The organism is Bacteroides sp. OM05-12, from assembly GCF_003438995.1.
Classification (GTDB): domain Bacteria; phylum Bacteroidota; class Bacteroidia; order Bacteroidales; family Bacteroidaceae; genus Bacteroides.
The window spans coordinates 79,188-101,415 of sequence record NZ_QSUN01000003.1; the positions used below are offsets into that span (position 1 = coordinate 79,188).

The window sequence follows — 22,228 nt, forward strand, 5'->3', positions numbered from 1 at the left end:
TAAACCAAACTTTTCTTTCAAACGGATGTCTTTGCAAAAGGACATCCGTTCTTTTTCTAAATAAACCATCGAAAGAGAATAAATAATTAGATACAATGTAATAAAAAACATATCTTTGTGACATATGCATATTTAATGCGACTAATAACTGTAAAAACACTTAATTAAATCAATAATTAATATGAAACATTTATTTCGTAACCTAATTGCCGCCTTACTTATTTTGTGCAGCACAAATGCAGTATTTGCACAGCAAATGCCGCCGATTCCTATTGATCCCAATGTTAGAATCGGGAAATTGGATAATGGTTTGACTTATTACATCCGCCACAATGCACTTCCTGAAAAAAGAGCAGACTTTTATATCGCTCAAAAAGTAGGTTCAATACTGGAAGAAGATAACCAAAGAGGTTTAGCGCATTTTCTGGAACACATGTGTTTCAATGGAACCAAAAACTTCCCGGGTGATGCTTTGAAAAATTATCTTGAGACAATCGGTGTGCGCTTCGGAGAAAACTTAAATGCGTATACATCCGTAGATGAAACCGTATATAACATATCCAATGTACCCGTTAGTCGTGACGGTATCATAGATTCATGTTTACTCATTCTGCACGATTGGTCGAATGACTTGGCATTGGAAGACAGTGAGATTGATAAAGAAAGAGGTGTTATTCATGAAGAATGGCGTACACGTACCGGAGCAATGATGCGTATGTACGAAAAGGCATTCCCTACTATTTATGAAGGTAGTAAATATGCATACCGTCTGCCCATCGGGACTATGGAAGTCGTAGATAATTTCCCTTATCAGGCACTACGTGATTACTATGAAAAGTGGTATCGTCCGGATCAACAAGGACTTGTTATTGTTGGTGATATTGATGTAGATAAAGTGGAAGCTAAAATTAAAGAAATGTTTTCATCCATCGAAATGCCAGAGAATCCTGCAGAACGTGTATACTTCCCTGTTCCGGACAATAAAGAACCGATTGTAGCCATTGAAAAAGACAAAGAGCAGACAAACGTCGTTATTTATGTATTCAACAAACACGACATCATACCTAACGAAGCTAAAACAACAATGGATTATCTTCTTGTTAATTATGCCACAGATATAATGAGCCAAATGTTGAACGCTCGTTTGGATGAACTAACTCAAACTCCCAATCCTCCATTCATTTATGCACAAGCATATGATGATGACTTCTTCGTATCTAAAACTAAAGATGCATTCATGGGAATAGCAGTTAGCAAAGATGACGGCATTGAAACAGCACTGTCTTCACTTCTTCGAGAAATGGAACGCGTACACCGTTTTGGTTTTACAGAATCAGAATACACTCGCGCAAGGGCTGAATATCTACGTAATCTGGAATCTGCCTATAACGAGCGTGATAAACAAAAGAACGATGCTTATATACAAGAATATGTACGTCACTTTATTGACAATGAGCCTATTCCGGGTATTGAGAATGAATATGCCATCATGAATCAGATTGTTCCTAACATTCCTGTCGAAGCAATCAATCAGATGATGGGACAACTTATTTCCGATTCAAATCTTGTTGTCTCAATCTTCTGTCCGGACAAAGAAAACATGAAATATCCGACGAAGGATGAAATATTGAATACAATAAAAGACATAAAAGCTGAAAAAATAGAAGCATACGTAGATAAGGTTTCCGACGAGCCATTGATCACGGAAAAGCCTAAAGCAGGTAAAATTGTTTCCATCAATGAAAATGGACCTTTTGGCACAACGGTCATGACACTATCTAATGGTGCAAAAGTAGTTCTGAAGAAGACAGACTTCAAAGCTGATGAAATTCTAATGAAAGCAGTCAGTATGGGAGGTTCTTCTTTATTCCCTGATTCTGAAATCATCAATATCAAGTCAATAAACGATGTTATGTCTATTGGCGGATTAGGTAATTTCAGTGTTGTAGATCTTCAAAAAGCCTTAGCCGGTAAAAAAGCGAGTGCTTCCGCTTCAATTGGCAATGATACTGAAACTGTTAACGGAAGCTGTTCTCCCAAGGATTTGGAGACAATGCTTCAATTGACTTATTTGTCATTTACAGCTCCACGTATGGATATGGATGCATTCCAATCTTACAAGAACCGTACTAAAGCTGCTCTGCAAAATATGGAAGTAAATCCGATGGTTGCATTTTCGGATTCCGTACAAGCCGGAGTCTACAATCACCATCCACGTACCTTACGGTTGAAAGCTGATATGATAGATCAAATCGACTATCAGAAGATTATGAATATGTATAAAGACCGCTTTAAAGATGCCAGTGATTTTACTTTCATGTTTGTCGGTAACGTCGATGTTGAAGCTATGAAACCGTTAATCGAAGAATATATCGCTTCACTTCCTGCTATTAACCGCAAAGAAACATTCAAAGACAATAAGATGTATATGCGTCAAGGAGAATATAAGAATGAATTTGCGAAGAAACTGGAAACTCCTAAAGCTACGGTACTAACTCTGTATAACGGAAAATGTGCATACACTCTTGAAAACGACATCATGATCAATATGATCGCACAGGCACTCGATCTTGTTTATACAGAAGAAGTACGTGAAAAAGAAGGTGGTACATACGGTGTAAGTGTCTATGGAGACTTAATCAAGTATCCAAAAGAAACTTTCTTTCTTCAGATTGCATTTGAAACAGATCCGGCCAGACGTGAAAAAATGATTGATATCATTTTGAATGAAGCACAAAAAATGGCAAAGGAAGGTCCTTCGGAAGTCAACCTGAACAAGGTTAAAGAATTCATGCTTAAAAAACATAAAGAAAGCGTGAAAGAGAACAGCTATTGGCTAAATGCTTTAGATGAATATTATTATACCGGTAAAGACATCAATGACGGTTATGAAAAGATTGTCAATGATATGACACCAGCCAAATTACAAAAATTCATGAATGAGTTATTGAGCCAAAAGAATCAAACGGAAGTTATCATGACTTCTGCTGAATAATAAACCAAATTGTAGCAAAGAAGAAAATCAAACATGACCTTCTTTGCTACAATTTCCAATTAACTTATAATAGACATGCTTCTTCTTGATTTAAGAAAACACCAAAAATTAGCTAACAAACGGCATCCGAGTTTTGAGCAAAACCGTTTCGGTAAATTCTTTCTTTATTTTGGCGTCATCTTTTGGATAGCCTATCTCATTTTCGCCAGCATTCTCCTGTCTTTCCTATTTGAAGACATATTTCCGAATATGGAACCTTATCATATCATGAACCAAGGATTAATTTATATCATGATTATTGATTTCCTTTCCCGTTTCGCTCTACAAAGGACACCGGCACAAGAAATGAAGCCCTACCTCCTACTCCCTATAAAAAAGAATAAACTACTTAACGCCTATTTATTACAATCAGGGCTAAAAGGATACAATCTTTTTTGGCTGATTCTCTTTGTTCCTTTTGCATTCCTCACACTCTTTCGTTTTTATGGAATCGAAGGAATCATTTTCTACTGCATCGGTATCTGGCTTTTGATGATACTCAATAATTATTGGTATCTCTTATGCCGATTACTTATTAATGAAAAAATATATTTCATCGCTCTGCCCATTATCATTTACGGATTATTGGGGGCTATAGAATTTACATGCAATCATCCTATCAGCACCTTTACGATGAATCTTGGTGAGGGATTCATTGAAGGTAATATTTTACCATTTGCAGGAACAATAATAGCTATTCTCCTTATGGCTTTAATCGTGCGTAAAGTACAAACCCATTATATATATAATGAGTTATCAAAAATAAAAGATACAAAAGCCAAACATATTTCAGAATACAAGTTCTTAGATCGCTATGGAGAAATCGGCGAATACTTTCGCTTGGAGCTAAAACTCATATTTCGCAACAAGCGGGGAAAAATCTCATTCCGTACCGGCTGTCTGGCTATTATCATGTTCAGTGCAATTCTTTCATTTGATACGGATATGTACAGCGGTGTATCGGGACAAAGTTTTGTTCTAGCCTATTGCTATGCAATCTTAGGGCTGATGCTCACACAAATCATGAGTTTTGAAGGGAATTACCTCGACGGATTGATGAGTCGCAAAGAATCTATCTATAATCTACTTCGAGCCAAATATTATTTCTATAGTTTTGTAGCGTTATTACCATTCCTGCTGTTATTGCCGGCTGTTATTATGGGAAAGATTACTTTGTTGTCCTCTATTGCTTATATGTTTTTATCGGTAGGCCCGGTATATTGCATGTTATTCCAGCTAGCCGTTTTCAATAAAAAAACAGTCAATCTAAACGAAAGTATCACCGGAAAAAACTCTGGAGGATCATTTTACCAAACACTGCTTACTATGGCAGCTTTCTTTCTGCCAATGTTGATAAACGCAATACTTAGTCCGCTATTCGGGGTAGAAGTGACCCAATGGATATTCATAGGATTAGGTATTACACTAATACTTGCCTCTCCCTATTGGATAAAAAATGTATATAACCGTTTCATGAAAAGAAGGTACGAAAACATGGAAGGTTTCAGAAGTTCACGATAGTCTAATAAATTTAAGCATATAACAATGATAACAATTCAAAATATACAAAAAGACTTCGGCAGTAAAAGAGCCGTGGATATAGAACATTACACCATCAACACCGGAGACCTGCTAGGCTTGGTAGGAAATAACGGTGCAGGCAAAACGACTCTGTTCCGTTTGATGCTCGACTTATTGAAAGCAGATACAGGTAATATTCTTATTAATGATATTGATGTCAGTCAAAATGAGGAATGGAAGAAATTTACAGGCGCATTTATAGATGAAGGTTTCCTGATTGACTATCTCACTCCCGAAGAATATTTCTACTTCATTGGGAAAATGTATAATCTTGATAAGCCAACGGTCGATGAGAGATTAGCCAGATTTGAACGTTTCATGAATGGGGAAGTAATCGGACAAAAAAAATATATTCGAAATTTCTCTATGGGAAATAAGCAAAAAATCGGTATCATCTCCGCCATGATTCATCAGCCGCAAATTCTGATATTGGATGAGCCATTTAATTTTCTGGATCCGAGTTCACAGTCTGTCATCAAGCATTTATTAAAATCATACAACGAGGAAACCGGAGCTACGGTTCTTATATCCAGCCATAATTTAAACCATACAACCGACATTTGCCCACGCATTGCATTACTTGAAAACGGAGTCATAATACGGGACATAAAAAATGTGGATAATTCTGCGGAAAAGGAATTAGAAGATTATTTTAATGTGGAATAGTAGTCTATTTATAAGATTTACAGGAGAATACAAAACGATATAGTATTTACGAAAAGGGTGACCAACGCCTAAGGGAGCGATAGTCAACGCCTAAGGGAGTAACAGCCAACGCTCAAGGGAGCGATAAGCATCACTTAAGGGAGCGTTGACGATCATCCAAGGGAGCGTTCGGGCGATTGGTTTTAAGTAGATATTTAGTGACAATTTATTCATCCCAACGAGTTAAACTGATTATGAAAAAACAACTGATAAAATTATTCTTATTCATTACTATAACCATTGGTTTTACTTCATGCCGAACGATAGCTCCTAAGTATGATTATCAAAAACTAGCTAAAGCCTCCATCAAATTAGGTATGGACATTGACCTGACCGACAATCATAAACTCTACATAGAAGCAGCCGAATGGATGGGAGTACCTTATCGATATGGAGGTGAGAGTAAGAAAGGCGTGGACTGTTCCGGTCTTACAGCACATATCTATAAAAAGGTATATAGAAAAAAACTTGAACGTAGTTCCGAAGAACAAAGGAGTTCGAACTGTTATAAAATAACAAAACGTAATTTAAAAGAAGGGGATTTAGTTTTCTTCTCCAACAATAAATCCAAAAAGAAAGCTACCCACGTAGGAATATATCTCAAAAACAACAAATTCATTCATTCCAGTACCAGTCAAGGAGTCATAATCAGTGACCTTGAAGAAAATTATTATCATAAGTATTGGTTATCTGCCGGAAGGGTAAAATAAAAAGTAAAAAGGAGAAAAATTATTTGTGCAATCAAAAGCAAATCACTACTTTTGTGCCCGATTAGTCCGTGTTGGGTAAAAAAGTGATTTTAAGTGATTAAAGTCCACCTTCCGGAAAAAACCGTATAATTAATAATAAAATGTACGTAATTGTAGAAATTAACGGTCAACAGTTCAAAGCTGAAGAAGGCAAAAAATTGTTTGTACATCACATTCAAAATGCAGAAAACGGTGCAACTGTTGAGTTTGACAAAGTATTGTTAGTAGATAACAATGGTGAAGTAAAAGTAGGTGCTCCTACAGTAGAAGGTGCAAAAGTTGTATGCGAAGTAGCTTCTCATTTGGTAAAAGGCGACAAAGTTCTTATTTTCCATAAGAAAAGAAGAAAAGGTCACAGAAAATTAAATGGACATCGTCAACAATTCACAGAGTTAACTATTAAACAAGTTGTTGCTTAATCAATTAAATTTTTAGAAGAAATGGCACATAAAAAAGGAGTCGGTAGTTCTAAGAACGGCCGTGAGTCAGCAAGTAAAAGATTAGGCGTTAAGATATTTGGTGGTCAAGTTTGCAAAGCAGGTAATATCATCGTTCGTCAAAGAGGAACAGAATTCCATCCGGGAGAAAATATCGGAATGGGTAAAGATCACACTCTTTTCGCTTTAGTAGATGGAACAGTTTGTTTCAAAGTTGGTAGAGAAGACAGAAGATATGTTTCTGTAGTTCCTGCAACTGAAGCATAAATAGAAAATCAACTATAAAATAAACCCCTGTAGTTTAATCGCTACAGGGGTTTATTTTATCCCGCCACTATCAACATTACAGAAGCTACTACAACGAGAAAAAGCATTGTTATACCCAACTTTACATCCCAAACATCATATTTAGGATTCCGAAATCCATCTTTAGTCCATTTACGTATCATGTGATTATTCTTTTGATTTTACATTTTAATCGAGTAACACAAAAACACAAAGAAAGTTTATGTTTTAAGTGATTCTTAATAGAATCAATCACATCTTATTCATTTTTTCTCTATCTTTGTGCACCATATTTGAAAATTCATAAAATTATTATAGAACATGCTTACAATCAAGTTAATCACAGAAAAGACTGATGAAGTAATCAGAGGTCTTGAAAAGAAACACTTTAAAGGAGCTCAGGAAGCTATTAATAAAGTGCTGGAACTGGATAAAAAAAGACGTAACGCTCAAAACCAATTAGATAAAAACCTCGCAGAAGTTAACTCCATTTCCAAGTCCATCGGACAATTAATGAAAGAAGGTAAAAAAGAAGAGGCAGAAGCAGCACGTTCCAAAGTAAGTGACATGAAAGAAGGAAATAAAACTCTGCAAGCAGAAATGGACCAAGCAATAGCAGACCTTCAAGAAATTCTTTATACAATTCCCAATATACCATACGATAGTGTACCGGAAGGAAGCGGCGCAGAAGATAATGTAGTAGAAAAGATGGGGGGCATGGAAACAGAACTTCCTAAAAATGCACTTCCGCATTGGGAACTGGCAAAAAAATACGATTTGATAGACTTTGACTTGGGTGTAAAAATTACCGGAGCAGGGTTTCCTGTATACAAAGGAAAAGGCGCACAATTACAACGTGCCCTGATTAACTTTTTCTTGGATGAAGCCCGTAAATCCGGATATATGGAAATTATGCCTCCAACAGTTGTCAATGCAGCGTCCGGTTATGGAACAGGACAGTTGCCGGACAAAGAAGGACAGATGTATCATTGTGAAGTAGACGATCTTTACTTAATTCCGACAGCAGAAGTTCCTGTTACCAATATTTATCGCGATGTAATCCTTGATGAGAAATCCTTACCCATCAAGAATTGTGCTTACACACAATGTTTTCGTCGTGAAGCCGGTTCTTACGGAAAAGATGTTCGCGGATTAAATCGCTTGCACGAATTTTCTAAAGTAGAGTTGGTACGTATTGACAAGCCTGAACATTCCCGTCAATCTCACCAAGAAATGCTCGATCATGTAGAAGGATTACTTCAAAAGCTCGAACTCCCCTACCGGATACTTCGCTTATGTGGTGGCGATATGAGTTTCACTTCAGCTCTTTGCTTTGATTTTGAAGTATATTCAGAAGCACAAAAGCGTTGGTTGGAAGTAAGTTCTGTTTCAAACTTTGATAACTATCAAGCCAATCGTTTAAAATGTCGTTACCGTACAGCCGATAAAAAAACGGAGCTTTGCCACACATTAAATGGTTCTGCTTTGGCTCTGCCGCGTATTGTCGCAGCCTTACTTGAAAATAATCAAACAGAAAACGGCATTCGTATACCTAAGGCGCTTGTCCCTTATTGTGGATTCGACATTATCGACTAAATAAATCAACGATATATTTTATAAAAAACGTCCTTATGATTTTTAATTTCATAAGGACGTTTTTATATTCCTATTCTATGCTTATCCGGGGAAATACTAATTAAAGAATAATCTTATATACCTTCCCGTCAACTTTCATGATATAAATATTATTATCAGGTAAAGCAATCACCGTCGTACCAATTCCCAAAGATACTTTATCCAAAAGAATGCCGGAAATAGTATAAACTTCTGCATCAATACATTCTGCACTATAATTCTTTAATATTAATTTCCTATCCGACACAAACCAATTAAAAACTTCTGTTATTGTCTCTATACTGTTTCCAGCCTCTAATGTACGTACCACTTTTAAGTCCGAAGGCATGGAATCCAAGACTCCGTTATTGGCTTTTACCTTATATCCGTAAATGGTATTCGGTTCCAAACCTGAAACTTGCAAATACAACTTATCCATAACATTCGTATCGGTATATTCCGGTAATTCCACATTGACAATGCTTCTATAACCAACAACAATATCATCTAACGCCACACTTCCTGCTGTCGGACGTTTATGTTCAATCCGTATTGCAAAACAAGAATCCCCGATCAGGCTCGCATCTAAGGTAACTTCTGCACCACCAAGACTCTTTTCTATCGATTCTATTTTAGTCAGAATCTTCCATTCACCATCTTTATAGCCGTAGATATTCAATTTACTATCTTCAGCTAAATTTGAAGAACCTCTATACCAAAAACTTAGAGACTCTACTCCGTCCTCTCCAATAGGAGATTGCACATAAGTACCATCTCTATTAGCACTAATAGCAGGAGACTCCTTCCCAAAATATCCGGGAGCGGCATAAGTCACAGTACAATTCGTATCCCATCCTTCAGGAACCTTTACTCCATTAAAAAAATCATTTATTTCATAATAAAGATCTCCTTTTTCCAATCTATAAACGGATACCTGATAACTCTGCGCTTCTTCCATCAATTCCCAATTTGCAGTAAAAGAATTAGAGGTAACAGCTGTTGCCGCTGTAACTACCGGAGCAAAAAAACGAAAATCCTTATCAAGTGTTCTCACAACTGTTTCTTCTGAGTAATCACCGATATAAGTATTCCCTTTTCCTCTGACAGTATAATAGTAATCAGTTTCAGGTTCTAAGTTCAATATTACTTCCGAATCTACGTTTCCTACTTGCTTAGCACGATAGCCGTCTAAATAAGCAAGCACTTCTTTCCCGTTTTGGGCATTCTTCTTATACACATCTATTACATAACCAGTGGCATTTGCAACCTTTTCCCAATTTGCACGGAAGGAAACCGGAGTTACCTCTGTCGCTTCTTTTGTTACTCCCGCATCCAGTTTCACGGTAGTATCGATTGCATCAAATAAAATAATAGAATCCGCTGTCTCATAAATATTATATATTCCTATATTTCTACGACTACCGTCCCAAGCCAGCAATCCAGGTTTAGTATCATCTGTAATGCTTATAGCACCTGATGTTCCGGGAAAAGGATCACCAGTTCTCGTTGCATCCGAAGCTATTCCATCTGCTTCTTCAATATCTACATATTGATGTGCAGAATTGTCATTGACAGTATTTCTCGCCCAAACGTACTCATTATAATCAATATGCCAAACAAGCATTCCATGCCCAGGGAGATAAGTATCCCACTTCTTTAGTTGACGATTCTCCAACAGAAAATATTCATTTTCTTTATTCGTCTTAATCATATAAGCCTCATTGGTTGAAATAGCAGGCAAAACAAACACTGTATCAGCAGGATTAATTACTTTAGGAGTTATCCACCCCAAAGCATAACGTTCATAAGCACTAAAATAAGGAGGAGTTTTTCCATTATTATTATAAGAGCCCGATGCCATCAAAGTCCAGTTTCCCGGATGCTCCGTACTCGAATAACTTGCAGAATATAAATCCGGTAATCCCAACACATGTCCAAACTCATGACAGAATGTGCCAATGCCTACCATCTCATTACTTCCGGATTGGATTTCATTGGAACAAGCATAACGGTCTAACTGCACTCCATCAAATGTTGCCATTATACGTGCTCCTTGCCATACATACCAAGCATGAGGCCAAATCGTATTTACATTACCTCCATCAGCCTGACCATATCCCGCATAAAAGAGATACACATTATCAATAGCTCCGTCCTGATCCAAATCATACTCAGAGAAATCAATTTCCGAGTCTAGTAACTGACAAGCGTCTCTTATCATTTCCGCAGGACGAATATCATTGGCACCAGCTGATGGAGCACCATAATATTTCATTTCATGAGGTAATACCACCGGTCCATAAACATCAATCATAGGTTCATATTGTCCAAACGAACTTTCCATATAAAAATCTCTAGCACTTCCGGTTCCGCCATTTTCAGAATACCCCGGTTCATTCATCAACCGATAAAAAGCCTCTTTCGGATTCTCCGTTTGAAAATGGACATCAGAAAACTCCGCTAAAATAACCAATACTTTCTGTTGCCCTTTTGTCGGATAAGCAGAGGAAGCCCGTTTCATTGGAGCACTAAATTTCATCTGATTATTAGCAGCATATCGGGTTTCATACTTCTTTAGTAACTGGTCTTTGTTTAAGGATGAAACAAACAACTGCTCGGAAGCATTTCTTTGATTTACATTCTTAGCTAAAACAGCTGATTTTTTCACTGCTCCATCAGACTCCTGTTCTGCAAAATAAAAATCGCCTTGCGCATCAGGCAATAATAAGACTCCATCTTCCGAAAGATAAAAATGATAATTCTCATCCCCAAAGAGACGTACCATAATTTCACTACCATCAGATTGTTTAAAAGTAAAAGGGCTAGGTTTAGCCGGTACCCCATACACATGGATACCAATTAAAAACAATATGAACATACATATTGCCGCATGAGAAATCTTGTGCATAAAATTGAGTTTAATGTTCGATTACAAAAATAAATAATATTATTTACTTATAAATAAAATAACTTAATTATATTTGCAGCATTAGATAATTTTATAATGGCTGATACAAATCACAAATTGTAATACTTAAAAGTATATACGCATAAAAAACAATAATCACTCATAAAACCAGTGATTACCAAAAGAGTTCTTATTTCCTATTATTAATTTAAAGCCATTTTACTATGATTAAAAGACGACAAAAAGGGATTTTAAGTGCTTTATCAGTTTTACTGATTCTCCCGATGCTTTCATCCGCTCAAGTTCTCCAAAGAGAAACAAATCCTGTCAAAACAAAAATGTTTAAGACTTCTTCCCAAGGTAACGAGACAATACTACATGGGAGTGTAATTCGCGCTAACGGTTGGGGACCAAGTTTCACAGCCTACGGTTTCTACTCATTTCCGGTTAAAGAGAATACCGAAGTAACTAAAACTAAAGCTGACAATACCTTGACCGGAGTTAATGGCATATACGCTGATGGAAAATATTATTTTTCAACTCTATATGAATATTCCGGAACTTTATTTTCATTAAGTTATTATAAATATAGCACAGAAACCTATGAAAAAGAAAAAGATAAAGTAAGCTACTATCCTTCCCGCTCCGATTACATGACTTCAGCCTGTACTTACGATCCTATTTCAAAGAAAGGATATGCAATAAGTATTGACGATGACAAAAAATACAGATTTAATTCTGTTAATCTAGAAGATGGTAAACTTACACCGATCCTAATCGATATGCCTGTACATCTACTTACTTTGGCATCCAATTCTGCCGGTATATTATATGGTATATCAGAAGAAGGAGGGTTCTACTCTGTAGACAAAAGCAACGGTACCACCTCTAAAATAGGAGAAACAGGGATAGACCCCGATGGTTCTCAATCCATGGCATTCAGTAACCTTACAGGAAAATTATACTGGTGTGCACGAATGGCAGACGCCACCAGCGGATTATATGAAATCAATATTGCTTCCGGTAACGCTACCTTAATCAGTTCTATGCCCGAAAATGAACAGGTAGTAGGTTTATATGTTGAAGATCCGGATGCTTTACCTGATGCACCTGCCGCCGTAAACGACTTAAAAGCTACATTTGAACAAGGAAATCTTGAAGGAACAATTTCATTTACCGTACCATCAAAAACATTTTCCGGAGAAGCCCTTACGGGAATGATAGATATCAGTCTTCAAATTGATCAGGAAACTCCCAAGACCTATTCCGCTGCAGCGGGTAGTAATTTCAGCACTCCTAAAACAATGACGACAGGCACACATACTATTTCCGTAAAAACCGGAAATAGCTATGGAGACTCTCCAATTTCTTCCATATCTCTTTATATCGGGAAGGATGCCCCGGTAAGAGTTTCAAATCTGACATTTGCAAAAACAAACGATAAAGCGACACTTACTTGGGATGCCCCAACAGAGACTCTACATGGAGGATTCCTAGATAAGTCATCTCTTCATTATAAGATAGTTCGCTATCCCGGTGAAGTCACTGTCGCATCCAATCATACACAAACAACATTCACAGAAAATCTGCCTAAAGAATTGGCCAGCTATTACTATCAAGTAACATCGTATGCCGGAGATTTAACAGGAGAAACAGTCAGTTCGAATAAACTTATTTGCGGAGACGCTATAATACCTCCTTATTATGTATCTTTCGATACAGAAGAAGATACAGACCTTTTCACAAATCTTACTGTTAATTCCGATGGCAATATGTGGGAATGGGAAAGCTCCGAAAAAGCAATGAAGTACCGTTATAGTTCTTCTTATGAAGGAACAGCATGGTTTATAACACCGCCTATAAAACTCGGAACAGATTGCGAATACAAACTATCCTTCCGTTTGAAAACGAGTACCTACAATGAAGAAAACCTAAAAATAACTTTAGGCACAGCCAATACCGTAGAAAGTCAAACTACAACTTTATTGGATTTGAATCATTTTGTAACAGCAAGCGGTGACTACGAGGCTTATACGGTAGCCGTCAAAGCTCCAACAGCCGGAAACTATTATATAGGTTTCAATGCATATAGTGATCCGGACAAATACTACATCCTCCTCGACGACATTAAACTGGAGCAAGGAGCCTCCATGCAAGGTCCGGGTGCAGTAACCAATCTGGAAGCAAAAGCAGCTCCGCTTGGGGAATTAAAGGCTACTCTCAGCTTCAACGCACCTACAAAAAAATACAACGGTGAAACACTGAACTCTCTTTCCAAAATTGAAATATACAAAGGTAGGGAAACAGAAGCAATTCAGGTGTTTAACGCTCCACAAATGGGAGCAGCTCTAAGTTGGACGGATGAAAATGCAATTCATGGAATGAATACTTACCGGATTACCGGATTCAACAATGAAGACGGAGAAGGAGAAAGTATATCCATTACCGTATATGTAGGGGAGGATATTCCAAGTGCGGTAGAAAACTTACGTCTTATCGGAAAAGCAGACAAAGTTGAAATGACATGGGAAGCTCCGACAGTAGGTACATCAGGCGGATATCTTAATCCAGAGAACTTAACCTATAAAGTATATCGGTACAACCCTCTGCTTTATCAATACGATGAACTTGGTTCTACGAAAGAATTAACATTCACAGATGAGAATCCCCCTCTTTCTACCGAAGATCAACAAGTGTCTCTTAAATACGCAGTTACTGTTGTATCATCAACAATGGGCAAGAGTGCTCAAATAGAAAAAGAAGTCATTGCAGGTGCTGCTTATGAAATTCCATTCCATGAATCATTTGCCAATGCCAAAGCAGCTACGACTTTATGGACAACAAAAGTTATTCACGGCAGTCAATCCTGGGCACTGGCTACAGATGCCGATACACAAGCCGATGCGCAAGATGGAGACAATGGAATGGCTTATTTCGGTAATATGGATGATTTCGACATTGAAGGTCTATTACAATCTCCTATTATTTCTCTAAAACAAGGGACTAATCCGGCACTTACTTTCTGGATGTATCATGTATCCGGACAACCGGCAGAAAAATTCTATCTCGAAATATTAGTCTCAGTGGAAGGAAACCCATTTACGCAAATTGGAGAAAGAATCGCACTAAATAACGGGAATGAGGGATGGAACAAACACCTGCTCTCCCTGAAAGAATATTCCGGTAAAGAAAACTTCCAGTTTGCATTTAAGGGATATGCTGCCGGCTGGGAAGGAGTCATACTTGTAGATAATGTCAGTATCGAAAACATTCCTGACCGGGATATGGCATTAATCACATTCAATGTTCCTTCTAAAATGAATGTCAACGAAGAAGAGTATATTTCAGTATTAGTTAGAAATGAAGGACAGGAAAGCGATAATTATAATGTAGAGTTATACATGGATGGAAAAGTTGTAGAGACTCAAAACGGAGAGAAATTATATTCCGGACAAGAAGCAATGTTCCATTTCCCAATCCAGACTTCTATTTTCGATACAGGAAAGAAACGAACCTATCAGGCTAAAATCGTTTATGCAGGTGATAACAATGAATCAAACAACCAAAGTGAAGTCAAAGAATTGACTATCATCTCTCCTACTTATCCTGTAGTAACCAACCTACAGGGAAAACAGATCGGAGCAGATGTTTCCTTATCATGGGAGGAACCGAATACCGATGTCAAATTACCGATAACAGATGACATTGAATCTTACAAGCCTTTGATTATCAAAAATATCGGAGCTTGGAAACTTTATGATGGAGACGGTCAAAAGACTTATACGGCAGAAGATATGGATGAATATGATAATAAGAGAGCACCTATGGCATTCCAGGTATGGAATCCATCTTATCTCGGAGTGAGCAATAAAGGATGGAAATCACATTCCGGAGATCAATACTTAATCAGTTTTGCTTCAAGTGGTATAATGCCCGGAGACGAAGAACCTACTGTAGATCCTAAAAATGATGATTGGCTGATATCTCCGGAAATAGTAGGGGGAAGTGTACTTTCATTCTGGTCAAAAGAGGCGACCAATCAATATGGAGCCGAAGAGTTTGAAATTTTGACATCATCAACCAATGATAATATCGAAAGCTTCACTTTATTGGAGAGCGACGAGGTTTCTTCATTAGAATGGTCGGAATTCACCTATCAATTACCAAAGGATGCTAAATATTTTGCTATACGTTACATCTCTTCCAACAAGTTCGGACTCCTACTCGATGATATTTCATATCTACCAGTAGAAGGATCAGGCACGATAGAAATTCAAGGATATAATGTATATCGTGACGGAGAAAAGATCACGCCCCAACCGATAGGAGAAGTTTCTTACTTGGATGCCAAACCTTCCGTAGAAGAACATACATACACAGTCAGCGTGGTATACGATAGAGGCGAATCTCTGCCTTCCAATGTTATAACCATCTCTGTACAGCCTTCTTCTATTGAAGCTATCATGCAATATCCGTTCATTAATACCGAATACCGCACTATCTTGATAAAAGGAGCGGAAGGCTATAACCTGACAATATACACGATGGACGGCAAATTGATTACACAATCAAAAGCAACCGATGAAGAAAACATTTCCGTTGAACCGGGAGTTTATCTAATCAACCTCAACGGCAAAATAACCAAGGTTATCGTGAAGTAACAATTGGCAACTGCATATACAAAGGTGTACCGAACACAAGAAATCATTATTATCTTGTTTTGGTACACCTTTTTATTATAACAAGTTTTTTATCAAAAGAATATCTATCCTCTTTTTCCTTTGCTATTCCAACCAAACCGCTTATCTTTGCATAAATATCAATCTGATAGCAGCAAGGCTAAAATAATATTATATTAACGACTAACATGAATAAAATTATATCTAAAGAACACTTTTCCGAAAAAGTATTCAAGTTAGAAATAGAGGCTCCATTGATTGCGAAGTCACGCAAGGCCGGACATTTCGTAATCGTACGTGTAGGTGAAAAAGGTGAACGTATGCCTTTGACTATTGCTGCTGCCGATACCAAGAAAGGAACAATCACCTTAGTGGTGCAGGAAGTAGGTTTATCTTCTACCAAACTTTGCCAGTTGGAAGCGGGTGATTATATCACGGACGTAGTAGGACCGCTCGGGCAAGCTACTCACATCGAAAATTTTGGAACGGTAGTATGTGCAGGAGGCGGTGTAGGCGTTGCCCCTCTCCTCCCGATAGTACAAGCTTTGAAAGCTGCCGGCAACCGGGTTGTCACCGTGCTTGCAGGTCGTACCAAAGAACTTATCATCCTTGAAAAGGAAATGCGCGAAAGTTCTGACGAAGTAATCATTATGACGGATGACGGTTCTTACGGAAAAAAAGGCCTTGTAACCGAAGGTGTTGAAGAAGTCATTAAACGTGAGAAAGTAGATAAATGTTTCTGCATCGGCCCTGCTATCATGATGAAATTCGTATCGTTGCTGACGAAGAAATATAACATATCCACAGATGTTTCTCTTAATACAATTATGGTGGACGGAACAGGTATGTGTGGTGCTTGCCGAATTACTGTCGGCGGAAAGACAAAATTCGTTTGCGTGGACGGGCCGGAATTCGATGCACACCAAGTAGACTTCGATGAGATGTTGAAACGTATGGGAGCTTTCAAAGAAATAGAACGCAATGAGATTCACAAACTGGATCATCAAGATGTATGCGAAGCTACAAAAGCGATAAAAGAAGCGGATGACCGCAATGCTCCTTGGCGTGAAGCGTTACGTAAAAGCATGAAAGCCAAAGAACGTACGGACATTCCACGGGTTAAGATGAATGAACTTGACCCGGAATACCGTTCACACAGCCGTAAAGAAGAAGTTAATTTAGGATTAAAAGAAGAACAGGCTTTGACGGAAGCAAAACGATGCCTCGACTGTGTCAATCCATCCTGTATGAGCGGATGTCCCGTAGGTATCAATATACCCAAATTCATAAAGAATATCGAACGGGGAGAATTCCTCAAAGCAGCACAGACCTTGAAAGAGACAAGTGCCCTTCCAGCTGTATGCGGACGTGTTTGTCCACAAGAAAAGCAATGTGAATCAAAATGTATCCACCTAAAGATGGGTAAAGAAGCAGTAGCCATCGGTTATTTGGAACGTTTTGCAGCTGATTATGAACGTGAAAGCGGACAGATATCCGTCCCCGCCATAGCTGAAAAGAACGGTATTAAAGTTGCTGTTATCGGTTCCGGACCTGCCGGACTCTCTTTTGCCGGAGATATGGCTAAGTATGGTTATGACGTAACTGTATTCGAAGCTCTTCACGAAATCGGTGGTGTGCTTAAATACGGTATTCCCGAATTCCGCCTACCCAATAAAATTGTCGATGTGGAAATCGATAATCTGTCTAAAATGGGAGTCACTTTCATTAAGGACTGTATCGTAGGTAAGACTATCAGCGTAGAACAATTAAAAGAAGAAGGCTTCAAAGGTATATTCGTAGCTTCCGGTGCAGGACTTCCCAATTTCATGGGTATTTCGGGAGAGAACTCCATCAATATCATGTCTTCCAACGAATATCTGACGCGTGTCAACCTGATGGATGCAGCCAGTGAAGATTCCGATACTCCGGTCACACTCGGAAAACGCGTAGCGGTAATCGGTGGCGGTAATACGGCAATGGACTCCGTGCGTACGGCTCGACGCCTGGGCGCAGAGCGTGCCATGATTATCTATCGTCGTTCCGAAGAAGAAATGCCTGCACGTATCGAAGAAGTAAAACATGCAAAAGAAGAAGGTATCGAGTTCTTGACGTTGCATAATCCTATTGAATACATTGCAGATGAACAGGGAAAAGTTAAACAAGTTATACTTCAGAAGATGGAGCTTGGAGAGCCCGACGCTTCCGGACGACGCAGTCCTGTCGCAATCCCCGGTGCTACGGAGACAATCGACATCGACATGGCTATTGTCAGCGTAGGCGTATCGCCCAATCCGATTGTTCCTCACTCCATTCCGGGACTTGAACTGGGAAGAAAAGGCACAATCAATGTAGACGACAATATGGAATCTTCCATACCGATGATTTATGCAGGGGGTGATATCGTTCGCGGCGGAGCAACTGTCATCCTTGCCATGGGCGACGGACGTAGAGCCGCAGCCGCCATGCATGAAAAGTTAAAATGAGACTCATCTACACATCATAAAATATAAACCGGGCAAGTTTAGACCGGTTTATATTTTTTATATTATTCTCACTTAATAAATCCTAACGATAAGACTAAATAACAGTTCAAACAAGTAGGCGAACTCAAAAAAACTTACTTTTGTCGAGAACCCAAAAGTGTTGTTTACCTGATGAACAAACGATTCTGCTCTTTATCATTCCTATTTGTTGCGGGAGTCATTGCAGCCAATGCACAATGGACATCTCAAGATTCACTGAAACTACAGAAGTTTCTATCAGGTGAGAAAGAACTAAAATTGAATGCAGAGGAAATAGGAAACATACGGCTAGAATCTCCATCACTTGAAAAGCCATTCGATTTATCTCCGTTAATGGATACGGAGAAACCATCCTTGAAATTCAAGACAAATCTTCCAACTTACTTTACCGACAGCATTCCACGGAAAAGAAGAATATATCTGACATTGCATCCTTACGGCATTTTTACCGGATATGATGAGAATCCGGTCACAGGTCAATCTTACATATATCCAATGGCTGTAAAATTCAGTTTACGTAATGGACCGGTAAGGAATTATAAAGTTACCACACCTTTACCCGGAATCGGCGGCAGAGTATTAGCACCAATAGGTCCCGGAATAAGTTATTCTTTCTCTGCCGAAGATCTATTACAAAGAATCTTCAGCAAAAAAGGCAGGGCAAGACTGCATAATGCCGAGCACGCCAATGCTTGGAAAAACTACTAAAAACGGTGCATTCTCACTTGTTGGCGGTGGTGATTCTGTTGCTTGTGTTAATAAATTCGGGCATAATCCTCCCCATCGTTTTCTGTATATACTTTACGCTTTTCACCTACTCACTTTGAGAATAAATAAGAAATGACCTTGATGTTTTTAAAAAGCATCAGGTTGATTGAAAAAAACATCAGGACGTTTGCAAACAAACATACGGTCCTTTGAAGACAAAGATACGGTCGATTGATTACAAACTCCTATCGTTTGCAAACAATCGACCGTATCTTAATAAATCTAATATTCTACTCCTCTAGAAAGAGGATTACATCCGGATCACTTTCAGATAATCAAGATTATAATCATTCGCGTTTTCTCTACCATGAGACATATTAAAATCGAATCCTCTATCCTCCGGATTAAACTTCAGGCTGACAGTATGACGTCCGGCTTTCAGTGCTCTCACTACATAATTTGAGTTCAACCATTTATTCCAATCGCCTGTAGCTTCGAGAATAAATGATCCGGCATCCTGATCATCAATATACACAGAACGAATTGCACAATAAGTACCATCCGGACCATGCCCGTTTGCACCGGAAAGAACCAAAGCATAGTCTCCATCAGCCGGAACATCTATTGTAAAGACAAAATCAGCCGGTTTCGCACATAGATCTACAACGAAACCTCTTCCCGAATAATCGGAATGAACATTACTAAAGGCTCCTCTAGAGACCGCATCTTCAGCTTCAAAAACATTCTGCCAATCAGTTTTGATAACCGGATTGGAACAATCTGATTTAAATCCTTGCTTATCCATTGAATAAACGGAATAGAAACCATTTGATTCTCCGCTAAGATCATAAGGCAATGTTATCTCTTTGTCTGCAATATTTTTACCGCATAAGAAATAGCTTAAACCCGGTACTACTTCACAATTAATCATTTCCCCATCCTGCTCCAATACAGGTTCTACCGGAGACCAGTCTTTGCGAGGACCGGCTTGTACCAGATTCATTTTATTACTTGCCTTTTCGGTAGTCATTACAAGGTCAATCACATAATCTCCCTTTGCCGTTGACGGAAACAGATAAGGCATATTCTGCTCTTCTCCGTTTACCTTAATGCTCTTAACGGTATTTCCTTTTCCTGAGATATTTATACTCAGATTTGCATCCCGATAATGGAAATCAGCCAAAGACAACTTGCCATTTACCAGATCCGGAACAACCGGAGAAAAGACAATGCCTTCTTCCGTCATAGTCATTCCGAATAATACACGATAAACCATACTGATATAGGATGCCACCGACCATAACTGACGAGGAGAATTCAACGCCGTGCCACGATCGTATCCCGTATCATAAGTCATATTCTCCTTGTGGGTTAAAAACAACGCACCTGCTCTTATCAGAGACTTCATCATATGCTCCACAGCAGCAGAATTCTTGGCATCACGGGCTGCATACATATAAGGTGTTTGCCAAACCGGCCATACACTCTTATTATGATAAGAAAAATCATCGGGAATGCTCGGATATAAAACCGCAGCTCCATAAGGATAAAGCGGGAAGTTCTCCACCATTCGGGTACTCTGTTCAGAAGTGGACACCCCTAAAATAGCAGCCAGACCATTTGACATTACCCCTACTCTCTGAGTAGACTTATATCCCATATATTCCGGATACAAATAACAAGTATAGCAACCTTGCTTTTCATCCCAAAATCGTTTATTGATATTCTCTTTCACGATATTACAATACTTATCCCACATGGCAATCTCCTCGGACGGCTTGTTAATAATACGTCCCGCAGTTCCCAAGAACTGATAAAAGAACTTATGCAACGCATTCGTACCACTGGAGAATGAATCTCCTATCACCGAATTAATAAACCAGTTAGGGTAAGTGTGTGTACGCCAATCCATCGAGCATGTCTCTCCCTTAAACAAGCCCACATTCGGGTCGAAAGCAACATGAATATCTTTCAATGCAGTATATTTCAAACCATCATATACCGATTCCAGCCAAGTCTTATCTCCTGTATATAAATAGTATTCCCACGCTGCCATTGCCCATACGACACGATCTGTAGAAATAGGCCAAGAGCCTCCGCTACCAGTGTCCTGAAGAGCTTCTTTCGGATTCTGCAAAGTCTGCTTCTCCAAAGTCTTACGTGAAACTTCGGGAAGTATCCATGCATAAGAAAAATAAATACTGTATACCGCATCACGCGTCCAAGTATCAGGCCATAAAGCACCTGCCATAAATGTACTGTCCGTGCGCACATCCAACTGCATTTCTTCCAAAGCCATATTATAAAGTGCAACCAGCATCGGATTATTTTCGGCTGTAAAACGAGGGAAAGAAGATATATCTTTCTGTAATGTCCAACTGTTCTTACCATGATAATCAGATACTATTTCCGTATCCGAAACAGCAACAGCTTCTCTTGTACCAAGGAAAGAAGCATCAACAACTTTCTCGGGAGTAATCGAAAAAGACAGGTCGGAACCATTCTCACGCACAATATTCCAATGTGAACTAAAATCTTCCACACGATTCGAAGCATCCATTACAACGCCGTTTTCTTTACGCGCCAAATGCAAATTTTTATCCGACGCATTATTCTCCAATGTATACCAGCCACAATTCTTTTGCGTTACAAAGTCAAAGCCCCCATATTGCCATTTCATCTTCTCCTGATCTCCATCAGCAGAAGCAGCACAAACGACTTTACCTCCATCAAGCTGCAAATATTTCCCACTCTTCTTATTCTTTATCAGGAACTCTTCGCCGGGAGTACTCTCAATAATCCAAAGATATTCATCTCCGGAAGGTTCTACTGCAAAACAAAAAGATCCCTCTTTCTCACCCAGATATTCACCACTCTCCCTGTTTTGCAAACTCCACTCGGAATAGATTTTCTCACTACGGCAAGAGATCATGGTAAATAGGACGAACAAACTAAAACATAGATATGATTTCATATGAAAATAGAGTCTTGACCGGAGGGCTGCTT

At 38.7% G+C, this 22,228-nt stretch carries 13 protein-coding genes; 10 read left to right on the top strand and 3 right to left on the bottom strand.

The features are described from left to right. Window positions 1–181: 181 nt before the first annotated feature. The 6 genes from DXB63_RS03705 to rpmA all read left to right on the top strand — a co-directional run bounded on the left by DXB63_RS03705 (window position 182) and on the right by rpmA (window position 6,773). Window positions 182–2,995: a pitrilysin family protein gene (locus tag DXB63_RS03705; RefSeq protein ID WP_122125051.1), complete on the top strand. Its 2,814-nt coding sequence runs from the start codon at window positions 182–184 to the stop codon at window positions 2,993–2,995. 75 nt (window positions 2,996–3,070) lie between these two features. Then, window positions 3,071–4,555, top strand: coding sequence for a DUF5687 family protein (locus tag DXB63_RS03710; RefSeq protein ID WP_122125052.1), 1,485 nt, complete (start codon window positions 3,071–3,073; stop codon window positions 4,553–4,555). Between the two features lie 24 nt (window positions 4,556–4,579). After that, the gene (locus DXB63_RS03715) at window positions 4,580–5,281 is read left to right on the top strand and encodes an ABC transporter ATP-binding protein (protein ID WP_122125053.1); all 702 of its coding nucleotides are present in this window, start codon (window positions 4,580–4,582) and stop codon (window positions 5,279–5,281) included. Window positions 5,282–5,514: 233 nt separating this feature from the next. Beyond that, window positions 5,515–6,030 (top strand): C40 family peptidase, encoded by a 516-nt coding sequence (locus DXB63_RS03720; protein WP_122125054.1) that lies wholly within the window; start codon window positions 5,515–5,517, stop codon window positions 6,028–6,030. A 140-nt stretch (window positions 6,031–6,170) separates the two neighbouring features. Continuing rightward, complete coding sequence (rplU, locus tag DXB63_RS03725) at window positions 6,171–6,488, top strand: 50S ribosomal protein L21 (protein ID WP_122125055.1); 318 nt, start codon at window positions 6,171–6,173, stop codon at window positions 6,486–6,488. A gap of 21 nt (window positions 6,489–6,509) precedes the next feature. Then, on the top strand, window positions 6,510–6,773 hold the full coding sequence (rpmA, locus tag DXB63_RS03730) for a 50S ribosomal protein L27 (RefSeq protein ID WP_122125056.1): 264 nt from the start codon (window positions 6,510–6,512) through the stop codon (window positions 6,771–6,773). A gap of 56 nt (window positions 6,774–6,829) precedes the next feature. Here the strand turns inward: rpmA and DXB63_RS18345 are convergent, their stop codons facing one another. Beyond that, the gene (locus DXB63_RS18345; RefSeq protein WP_255419991.1) at window positions 6,830–6,955 is read right to left on the bottom strand and encodes a hypothetical protein; all 126 of its coding nucleotides are present in this window, start codon (window positions 6,953–6,955) and stop codon (window positions 6,830–6,832) included. 157 nt (window positions 6,956–7,112) lie between these two features. Between DXB63_RS18345 and serS the strand changes: the two genes are divergently transcribed. After that, entirely contained in the window at window positions 7,113–8,387 is a 1,275-nt protein-coding gene (serS, locus tag DXB63_RS03735) for a serine--tRNA ligase (protein WP_122125057.1), read from the top strand. A gap of 100 nt (window positions 8,388–8,487) precedes the next feature. Here serS and DXB63_RS03740 read toward each other — a convergent pair whose 3' ends face one another. Then, window positions 8,488–11,313, bottom strand: coding sequence for a M6 family metalloprotease domain-containing protein (locus DXB63_RS03740; RefSeq protein ID WP_122125058.1), 2,826 nt, complete (start codon window positions 11,311–11,313; stop codon window positions 8,488–8,490). A 224-nt stretch (window positions 11,314–11,537) separates the two neighbouring features. On the opposite strand from DXB63_RS03740, the gene DXB63_RS03745 reads away from it, so the two are divergent. The 3 genes from DXB63_RS03745 (at window position 11,538) to DXB63_RS03755 (ending at window position 19,222) form a co-directional block, all read left to right on the top strand. Further along, entirely contained in the window at window positions 11,538–15,974 is a 4,437-nt protein-coding gene (locus DXB63_RS03745; protein ID WP_122125059.1) for a T9SS-dependent choice-of-anchor J family protein, read from the top strand. 206 nt (window positions 15,975–16,180) lie between these two features. Further along, a complete protein-coding gene (locus tag DXB63_RS03750; RefSeq protein ID WP_122125060.1) occupies window positions 16,181–18,475 on the top strand; it encodes a bifunctional dihydroorotate dehydrogenase B NAD binding subunit/NADPH-dependent glutamate synthase in 2,295 nt (764 codons plus the stop codon). Between the two features lie 171 nt (window positions 18,476–18,646). After that, complete coding sequence (locus DXB63_RS03755) at window positions 18,647–19,222, top strand: DUF4858 domain-containing protein (RefSeq protein ID WP_122125061.1); 576 nt, start codon at window positions 18,647–18,649, stop codon at window positions 19,220–19,222. A 310-nt stretch (window positions 19,223–19,532) separates the two neighbouring features. Here DXB63_RS03755 and DXB63_RS03760 read toward each other — a convergent pair whose 3' ends face one another. Further along, window positions 19,533–22,196 carry an RICIN domain-containing protein gene (locus DXB63_RS03760; RefSeq protein WP_122125062.1) on the bottom strand — a complete coding sequence of 888 codons (2,664 nt, stop codon included), beginning with the start codon at window positions 22,194–22,196 and terminating at the stop codon, window positions 19,533–19,535. Window positions 22,197–22,228: the final 32 nt, after the last annotated feature.